This is a genomic window from Nitrosovibrio tenuis (genome assembly GCF_900109785.1).
GTDB lineage: Bacteria > Pseudomonadota > Gammaproteobacteria > Burkholderiales > Nitrosomonadaceae > Nitrosospira > Nitrosospira tenuis_A.
In genome coordinates this window covers 1-4,647 of the sequence record NZ_FOBH01000023.1, presented here as the reverse complement: position 1 = coordinate 4,647, position 4,647 = coordinate 1, and the positions used below count along the sequence as shown (strand labels likewise).

Below are 4,647 nucleotides of genomic sequence, written 5' to 3'. Positions count from 1 at the left end.
TGTATATTCCTGCTTCGGTATCTTCATCATCTTCCTCTCCAATGTGACTTCGATTTTACATCACCCTTGGAAGACGATTTTTCGGGGGAAGCTCACAAGGGCTTCAGACAATTACCTCTCCCAATTGAATCAAACCCCATACATAAACGGTTATTTTATCGCCCGTCAGGATCGCCATTCCGAACTGTTCCCACATCTCCATAACCAGAAAATTATTAGCATAGTTTTTTTGAAGCTCGACCAATCATCCATTAACACAGTGACGTGATTTTATATCGATGCAGAATTTATTCACCTGTAGATGTGTCTGCTAATAGCGAAAAGGCGGCATTGATTTTTTTACAATAAAAAACCCAAATTAGAGAGCTCTTAACTGGACAATAAATCTTACCTGTGGTAATATTATCCTACCATTGGTAATAAGAGAGAATTAATTATGAATTTGGAAGAATTGGAAATAATTGTCATTCAATGCCTTAGAGAAAATCTTGAGCTATCAGGCGATCCGATCCCAATTATTACCAGCAGCACTAAACCAGCCCATGACTTTATCGGCTTTGATAGCTTAAGAACAATCGAAGTTCTAATAAGTATTGAAGAAAAAGTAGGATGTGAACTACCTCCAGAGAAGATATTTTCAGATAAGAGATTTGAAGATATTACGGTTTCATCAATTGCAAATGCAATCTATCAAATTAAAAAGGAAGCAGCTCCCAATGAGCAAATTAGAGATCGCTAATAGATTACGCTCCGCTAGAGAAATGGCTGGACTCTCTCAGGGACAAGCGGCGAAAAGGCTCGAATTACACCGCCCTACAATTAGTGAAATTGAAGCAGGTCGTAGAAGCGTAAAATCTGATGAACTACTCAAATTAGCAAATTTGTATGGGGTTGAAGTCTCCTGGATAATCGAGGGAAAAATCAATGAAGATAAAATTGATCAGTCCATTTTAGCTGCTGCCCGTGAACTCAGTTCAATGAAAAATGAAGACATCGAGGCTTTAATTAACACAATAAAAATGATAAAGGCCTCGGAGGGCAAGGATGGAAAAAGTTAGGGCAGCGCATGTTACAGCTAAAGCGCTAAAAACCCGAAGAACCTTTCTGGGCATTGATCCACACCTTCCAATGTGTCCTTACGCGTTGTGCGACGCTATGGGTTTCGACCTTCGTTTTGTAAAAATACCTTCTTTCGAGGGTATGTATATTGCCAATCAAAACCTTATATTGATTTCCGCGGAGAGACCGGAAGGACGTAAACGATTCACATGCGGGCACGAAATCGGACATCACGTGCTGCAACATGGCACTGTGATTGATGAAATATTGGAGTGTGGCTCCAATAAACAAGAAGAGGAAGAGGCTGATTTATTTGCTAGCATGCTTTTGATGCCATCTTCAGCCGTAAATCGCACGTTACTTCGCTATGGTATTGCCACGGACAATATTTCTTCGGCTGACGCTTACACATTGTCCAAATATTTCGGCGTTTCATACCAAGCTTTTATAACCCACATATACATCAACCTTCGACTTATTACTTATAAACACTATCAGAAACTCAAAGCTTCCAATCTATCGGAGATACGCCGTTCAATCACTGGATTGGAAATAAAATCTCAGGTTTTCAATGTTGGGCATTGGTGGGATGAAAAAGCAATTGAACTTGAGGTTGGGGACTATATCGTATTCCCAACAACGTTTTCCATTGATGGGCCACAAATTTTTGAGCAGGTTTCAAATAGCCAGAAAATTATTTATAAGGCGATAGCTCCTGGCATCACCCGTATTTTTAGTAAGGACTGGAGCTGTTTTTCGAAGATTAGTCGATATAAATTCCAAGGAATTTATCAATACAAATACGACGAAGAAGAATGATCGTACACGGAAACTCAATTACAGAATGCTGGCTAAAAATACTAATTGTCGTAGCTGATGGCACAAGCTCCGAAATTTCGCCTCTTATAGCAAACTTTTCCACCAATAATCCAGTTCCTGATTACCAAGAAGAGCTTGAGCACGATCTTAATGAGCTTCTCAAAAGCATCAACCAAAATTCAATTGAAACAACGGCTAGCACGATATTTCCGAAAAGTCTTTCCCATGGAGATCAGACTTCAGTTTTTAAACGATTTGATAAGATATGGAAGTACGTAAAGAAGAACGGACAAAACAAATACGGACATTATTTTAGGCGTTTGATCGCCTTTAACGAGGCAAGCGGAAAACCGATCAATCAACTCAAGCATATTATCGAAACCTACAATGGAATTGAAGGTTTGAGAAATCCTGTGCATAGACGTTCAGCGTTAATAGCATTGACATTCGATCCTTCGATAGACCATACCTCTCAGGCATTGAGGGGTTTTCCATGCTTACAGCAGGTCTGTTTTATTCCCAAAAAAAAGGGAAAAATGAAGCTCAACGCAATTTATGCCATGCAATATCTTGTTGATAGAGGGTACGGCAACTATGTGGGATTACAGAATCTTGGACACTTTATGGCCAGTGAAATGGGGCTAGAGCTAGATGAAGTAAATTGCATCGCTAGCATACTTGAATTAGGCAACGTGAATAAGTCAATAGCCAAGGAATTTGTGAAAAAATATAGAAAATATGTCTAATCAAGCCAACATAATTATAAAACTCGACCCCGTACAGCCAACTATAGCGTATGACACATATTGGAAATTCGCTTACGAACGACAAAATGTATTTTATAACCGGCTTAAGAATGGACATCCACCATTTACAAATGACGCCATAATCCAAGAATTCAAGTTTACAAATGTTTACCGAGCATGTGACAGGGTAAGCCAGTATCTTATAAAAAATGTAATTTACCAAAAGAGTGGCCAAAACACGTCAAACGACACTCTGTTTAGGGTCATATTGTTTAAGCTTTTCAATAAGATTGAGACGTGGCGATTATTAGAAAATAGATTTGGCGACCTAAATGTAGATAATTTTGAATTAAATTCCTTTAAGAACTTTCTAGATAGTGAAATGAATAGAGGGAGAGTGCTGTATTCAAATGCATATATGATGGCCTCTGGATGTAAGGAATTTGATGTCACGAGGAAACATCACGCACATCTTATACTTTTAAAAAAAATGCTAGATGATAATTTAGCAGACAAAATCGCATCGTGCAGAAATATGGCTGAAGCATATTTCTTACTTCTTGATTATCCTTTGATCGGAAAATTTTTAGCCTACCAATACATCACTGACTTGAATTACAGTGGTTTAACTAATTTTAAGGAAACAGAATTTACGATTCCCGGACCTGGGGCAAGAGACGGAATCAAAAAATGTTTTTCCAAACTTGGTGGGCTATCGGAAACAGACATCATCAAACTGATGACGGATAGACAAGAGTTGGAATTCGAAAGGCTGGGTCTAAATTTCCAGAGAATCGGAAATCGTCCATTACAGTATATAGATATACAGAATATTTTTTGTGAAGTGGATAAATATTGCCGTGTTGCGCATCCAACTTTATCTGGTTTCTCTGGAAGAACACGCATAAAACAGCGCTTTAGACAAAACCCAGAACCAATTGAGTATTTATTTCCCCCAAAATGGAAAGTTAAATTAGGAGTAAGAAGTGAATGTAGATGATTATCAGGCTGAAGCCGCTGATACGATGCAGTTTGATAAACACGATGATAAGGCGCTCTCAATTGTAATACTCGGCCTTAATGGCGAGGTCGGAGGCTTATCGACTGAATATAAGAAAAAAATGCGCGATGGGGATAGCTATGTGATATTTCGTCAAAAAATTCTCGAAGAGTTAGGAGATATTATTTGGTATCTAACATCCATCGCAACCATACAGAACATTTCCCTCTCCGAAGTTCTCGAATATAACCTAAAGAAAATCCAAGAAAGATGGGCCGACCCACGCGCTGCTCTTACGTTAGGCCTTGGAGTGGAATTCTTGGATGACGGATACGAAGAAACAGAACAGTTTCCCAGAGAATTTGTTGCAGAGTTTAAAGAAGGAACAGACAAGAAGGGGAAAATTTGTGTTGATGTATATGTCAACGGAAATAAATTTGGTGACCAGATCCGCGACAACCACTACGAAGATGACTACTACAGATACCATGATCTGTTCCACTTCTCGTACGTTACGGTTTTCGGTTGGTCACCAGTGGTAAGAGCCCTAATGGATAAAAAGAGACGAAGCAATGAAAAGGTAAATGAAATAGAAGATGGTGGAAGAGCTATTGTAATTGACGAAGCTATTTCCGCTTTGGTGTTTGAACACGCCAGAAACCATAGCTTCTATGAAGGCGTAAATACAATAGATGAACAACTGTTACAAACAATCAAGCTATTAACAAGACATCTTGAAATCAATAAGATTACACCCCGACAATGGGAACAAGCAATTCTCACGGGCTTTGAAGCGTGGAGAAGAATGCGTAAAGAAAAAGTGGGTAGAGTTATTTGTAATTTACATGAAAAGACTATGTTTTTCGAAAAATTACTATGACTCTAAGTTTTTAAGTTTGACTAACACACCCAATTTCAAAAAATCAATCTGACGTCATCCCCAAAAACCTGGGCAATTCTAAATTAGAGTAAAGTCGCATCTGGCTCCCCTATTGAAGGAGTTTGAAGCGATGAAGAGATCCC

The 4,647-nt window shown here is 38.8% G+C and carries 7 protein-coding genes; all 7 read left to right on the top strand.

Annotated elements, in window-relative coordinates:
* Nucleotides 1-268, top strand: a 268-nt coding sequence (locus tag BMX00_RS14780) for a hypothetical protein (RefSeq protein WP_218141565.1), incomplete at its 5' end; no start/stop codon positions are given.
* Between the two features lie 168 nt (nt 269-436).
* Complete coding sequence (locus tag BMX00_RS14160; RefSeq protein WP_090829669.1) at nt 437-739, top strand: acyl carrier protein; 303 nt, start codon at nt 437-439, stop codon at nt 737-739.
* Entirely contained in the window at nt 717-1,058 is a 342-nt protein-coding gene (locus tag BMX00_RS14155; protein ID WP_090829668.1) for a helix-turn-helix domain-containing protein, read from the top strand. The genes BMX00_RS14160 and BMX00_RS14155 overlap by 23 nt, the downstream gene beginning before the upstream one ends.
* A complete protein-coding gene (locus tag BMX00_RS14150) occupies nt 1,045-1,878 on the top strand; it encodes an ImmA/IrrE family metallo-endopeptidase (protein WP_090829667.1) in 834 nt (277 codons plus the stop codon). Before BMX00_RS14155 ends, BMX00_RS14150 begins: the two co-directional genes overlap by 14 nt.
* A complete protein-coding gene (locus tag BMX00_RS14145) occupies nt 1,875-2,624 on the top strand; it encodes a thymidylate synthase family protein (RefSeq protein WP_090829666.1) in 750 nt (249 codons plus the stop codon). The genes BMX00_RS14150 and BMX00_RS14145 overlap by 4 nt, the downstream gene beginning before the upstream one ends.
* The gene (locus tag BMX00_RS14140) at nt 2,617-3,624 is read left to right on the top strand and encodes a nucleotide kinase domain-containing protein (RefSeq protein ID WP_090829665.1); all 1,008 of its coding nucleotides are present in this window, start codon (nt 2,617-2,619) and stop codon (nt 3,622-3,624) included. Before BMX00_RS14145 ends, BMX00_RS14140 begins: the two co-directional genes overlap by 8 nt.
* Entirely contained in the window at nt 3,611-4,504 is an 894-nt protein-coding gene (locus BMX00_RS14135) for a nucleoside triphosphate pyrophosphohydrolase family protein (RefSeq protein ID WP_218141564.1), read from the top strand. The genes BMX00_RS14140 and BMX00_RS14135 overlap by 14 nt, the downstream gene beginning before the upstream one ends.
* The last annotated feature ends 143 nt before the right edge of the window (nt 4,505-4,647 follow it).